At 59.2% G+C, this 4,028-nt stretch carries 3 protein-coding genes and 1 pseudogene; all 4 read right to left on the reverse strand.

Going from position 1 to position 4,028, the window contains the following annotated elements:
* A partial coding sequence (locus NZM16_RS07480) for an ABC transporter ATP-binding protein (RefSeq protein ID WP_295479669.1) occupies positions 1-513 on the reverse strand: 513 nt, incomplete at its 3' end.
* A 191-nt stretch (positions 514-704) separates the two neighbouring features.
* Positions 705-2,135, reverse strand: coding sequence for a hypothetical protein (locus NZM16_RS07485; RefSeq protein ID WP_295450134.1), 1,431 nt, complete (start codon positions 2,133-2,135; stop codon positions 705-707).
* Between the two features lie 293 nt (positions 2,136-2,428).
* The gene (locus NZM16_RS07490) at positions 2,429-3,427 is read right to left on the reverse strand and encodes a branched-chain amino acid ABC transporter permease (RefSeq protein WP_367281016.1); all 999 of its coding nucleotides are present in this window, start codon (positions 3,425-3,427) and stop codon (positions 2,429-2,431) included.
* A 406-nt stretch (positions 3,428-3,833) separates the two neighbouring features.
* Positions 3,834-4,028: pseudogene (locus tag NZM16_RS07495) on the reverse strand (hypothetical protein); the annotation flags it as partial.

A 4,028-nucleotide genomic window follows, 5' to 3' on the forward strand; every position in this document is an offset into this window, starting at 1 on the left:
CGGATGGGCTGCGAGGGCCCGCGCGATCTCCACCTTGCGCTGTTCACCATAAGGCAGATTTTTGGCCAGTTCGTCCGGCGAGGCTCGCAACCCCACAAATCGAATCAGCCGCAGCGCTTCCTCCCGCAACTGCCGTTCCTCGGCTCGAAACCGAGGAGTTCGGAACAGGATGTCCACCGGATTCGCCCGGAAACGGGTATGCATGCCGACCAGGATGTTTTCGATCACCGTCATATTCCCGAACAGGCGGATATTTTGAAAGGTGCGCGAGATACCTCGCGCAGTGATTTGGTCCGGCCGGAGCCCAACCAGAGACCTCCCCACGAAAAGGATCTCCCCCTCGTCCGGTTTGTAAATCCCAGTGATGAGGTTGAAGAGCGTGGTCTTCCCCGCCCCGTTAGGCCCAATGATACTAACAATCCGTCCTGCTTCCAGCGTGAAATCCACTCGATTAACCGCAACCAGCCCACCAAACCGCTTGGTGAGCTTCCTTAATTCCAACAAGTTGGCCATTCCTAATGCCTCCTGGCACTTCTATGAGGATTTCTCGCGAAGATTGCTTGCACATGCTATAAAGCGGGAAAATTCGTTTTCGCAGGATGGAGGCCGCCAAAGGCGGCCTCCATCCTGCGAAAAATTCCTTCGGAAAGAATCCTCACCATGGGCTGGAGCGATTATCAGGGGACCTTTGGTTGATCGAAATTTCAATCCCTGGCCGGTTTGACCTCCGGCGCTGGGATCACCGGCGGAAGTTCCTTCTCCGCCTCCACCGGCAATCGCTCCAGCTCAGCCGCCTCCTCCCGGCCCAGAGCCTCGGCCAGCTCCATCCGATGGCGTCGCTCCGGGATGAGGCCCTGGGGTCGCAGGATCATCATCAGGATCAGGAGGATCCCGAAGACCAGCCGCTCATACTTAGCGGGCTCCAGTTGGGTCGGCCACTGGCTCAGCGGGAAGTCGATCACCGGGATCACCACCCCGGCCTGGCGCAACTTGTTCAGCATGAGCGACAAGCCTTTCAGGATCTGGAGGTTGAGGATGGTCACCACGGTGGCTCCCACGATGGCGCCGGGAATGCTCCCCATGCCCCCAACGATCACCATGACCAGGACCCCGATGGATTCCATAAAGGTGAAGCTTTCGGGGTTGATGAAATATTGCTTCGCAGCGAAGATCATCCCCATCGCCCCTGCAAAGGAGGCACCGGTGGCGAAGGCCGCCAGCTTCATCCGCACCAGAGGGATCCCCATCGCTTGAGCCGCCAGCTCATCCTCCCGAATCGCCGTCCATGCCCGCCCCACCCACGAGTTTTCGAGGCGCCGGGCCAGCCAGATGGCAAAACCGATCACCAGAAGGACCAGGAAGTAGAAATACAGCGCATACAGCGTGGGATCATCCAGTTGGATCCCCAGCGCGCTTAACCACGGCTTGAAGAACAGGGGGGGACGTTGCACCGGTCGAATCCCTTGGGGACCGTTCGTCAGGTTGATCGGCTTGTCCAGGTTGTTAACGATCACGCGGATCACTTCGCCAAAGGCCAAGGTCACAATGGCCAGATAATCCCCTCGCAATCGCAACACCGGCAGTCCCAGCAGGATCCCGGTGAGAGCGGCCACCCCCACAGCCAGGAACAGGAAGAGGAAAAACCACTCCGGCTCCAGCGGGAAGCGGTCTGTCCCGAAGGCGATGTTGGCCTGAGGAGAGCCGAAGATCGCCCATAGATAGGCTCCGACGGCATAAAATGCCACATATCCCAGGTCCAGCAACCCCGCGAAGCCCACCACGATGTTCAGCCCCAAAGCCATGGCGGCGAAAATCCCCACCTGGGTGGCTACTTCCAGGAGGAAGGTGTTCCGAATCCCCAGGAAGGGGAGCAGCACCAGCAGGATGCTCAGGCCCAGGATCCCCTTCACCACTCCCGCGAGCGGCGCATAGTAGATCAGGAGGAGAGAGCCCAAGAACGCTGCGAAGGCGAGAGCAGAGACCAGGGGATACCACACTGCATCCCGCAATCCGGGCTGGTTCAACCAGTTCATCAGGAGGAGGGCGGCCAGAATGTAAATCAGCACACCCACCAGATATAGCGATCGACCATTCTGAACCCGTTCGATCCACGCTTTGGCCTTCGCGCTGATCATCCGGCACCTCGTTTCGCGACAAATCAATCTTCCACAGGCTTCTATGGGGAGGGCCCTTTTCTCCCCTCTATGGCCCCGCAGGCGATAAGTTCAGCGAATCATGAGTTACCCCCCTCGAGGGTTTTTGGAACTGGGCAAGCCCCCTTTGATGGCCCGCTCAGTTCAAAAACTCTTATTTCCCCTTCCCTGTGGCCCTGCGGCGATGGGAAGTGGGGAAAGGGGGGAGGAGCTTACCCCATGCAGGCATCTATCAGGCCCAAACTGTAATCGGCCGAGGTTTGCAACAGAACCCATCATGCCTTCTGGCCCACCATCTCGCCCAGCAAGCCTGTCGGCCGGAACATTAAGATTAGGATCAAGATCAGGAATGCGAAGATATCCTTATATTCAGCACCGAAGGCCCCGCCGGTGAACTGGGAGAGATAGGCACCGGCAAACCCCTCCAGGACTCCCAGGACGATCCCGCCCAGCATCGCCCCGGTGATGTTGCCGATGCCGCCCAGCACCGCCGCGGTGAAGGCTTTGATCCCGGGGATGAACCCCACATACGGATCAATTCGGCCGACCCGGATCCCGAACAGCACGCCGGTTGCTCCGCCCAGGGCCCCCCCGATGAGAAAGGTCAACATGATGATCCGATCGACGTTCACCCCCATCAAGGCCGCTGTTGGACGGTCCTGGGCTACGGCCCGGATCGCCCGGCCCAGCCGGGTGGCATTCACCACAAAGTTCAATCCGGTTAACATCACCAGAGAAGCGATGATGATGAAGATCACCTTGGCCTGGATCTGCATCTGGACCGGCTGGCCGGCGAACGTGAAGGTGGCCAGCGGGATCTGCTGATTCAAAACGGGGAAGGAAGGATAATTGCGATAGAAGGCGTTATTCAGCAACCCCTCGATCGCCCGCACAGCGTCCTGAAGGAAGAATGAGACCCCAATCGCTGAAATCAGAGGAACCAGACGGGGCGCTCCGCGCAACGGCCGGTAGGCGATCCGTTCAATCGCTACCGCCAGGAGACCACTGCCCATCATCCCCGCCGCCACCGCCAGCAGGATCCCCGCCATGATCAGCATCAGCGGCGCGGTTGAGGGGATGGCGAGGGCCAGCATGATCTCAACGCCAATGAAGGCCCCGACCATGAAGATCTCACTGTGCGCAAAGTTGATGAATTGCAACACCCCGTAGACCATCGTATAGCCCAGGGCGATCATGGCGTAGAGGAAACCGATCACCAGCCCATCGATGGCCACCTGGGGAAGCGTGCGGATCACGAACTGGAGAAGGGTCATCCCGCCGGCAACGGGGCGATTAAAGAGGGCAGCAAGGATCAGAACCGTGGATCCAATAACCGCCAAGCTGATCGCCACGAAGACGACCAGCTGGATCAGAGGAACAATCATGGCCCGGTAAAGAACAGATTGTGAAATCGCCCTGCGCATTCCGAATCGCTCGATTATAGGATTTTTCCACCCTATAACCCTACCGTGATCTGCGATCTCCCCACGGGGATTTTGGAGACCATAGGGATGTGGCGTTGATGGCCTCTTCACGGATCTTCTCCTCCCGAGGCCAAGAGGCTTCGAGAGGAGAGGTATTCACGAGTAGGAGTTACCTCGTTGGGAGCGCAATGGCCAGAAGCTGGACAAAACGGGGCGGGAAAGGGCAGATCCCCCTTCCCGCCCCGCAGAAGCCCCTTCACTTGACCCCGCAGGCTGCCTTCAGCTCCGGCGTGAGCGGCGGCGGCGACAGCTCCAGGGTCTTCACCAGCTCGTTCTTGCCCCAGTCCTCCGGCTTCCCGGAGATCACCTTCAGCACGAAATACTTGGCCTTGACCGGGTCGCCCCGCTCATCGAAGGTGATCACGCCGGTGATCCCCTGGAAATCCTTGGT

This window comes from Thermoflexus sp., from assembly GCF_025055495.1.
Taxonomy (GTDB): Bacteria; Chloroflexota; Anaerolineae; order Thermoflexales; family Thermoflexaceae; genus Thermoflexus.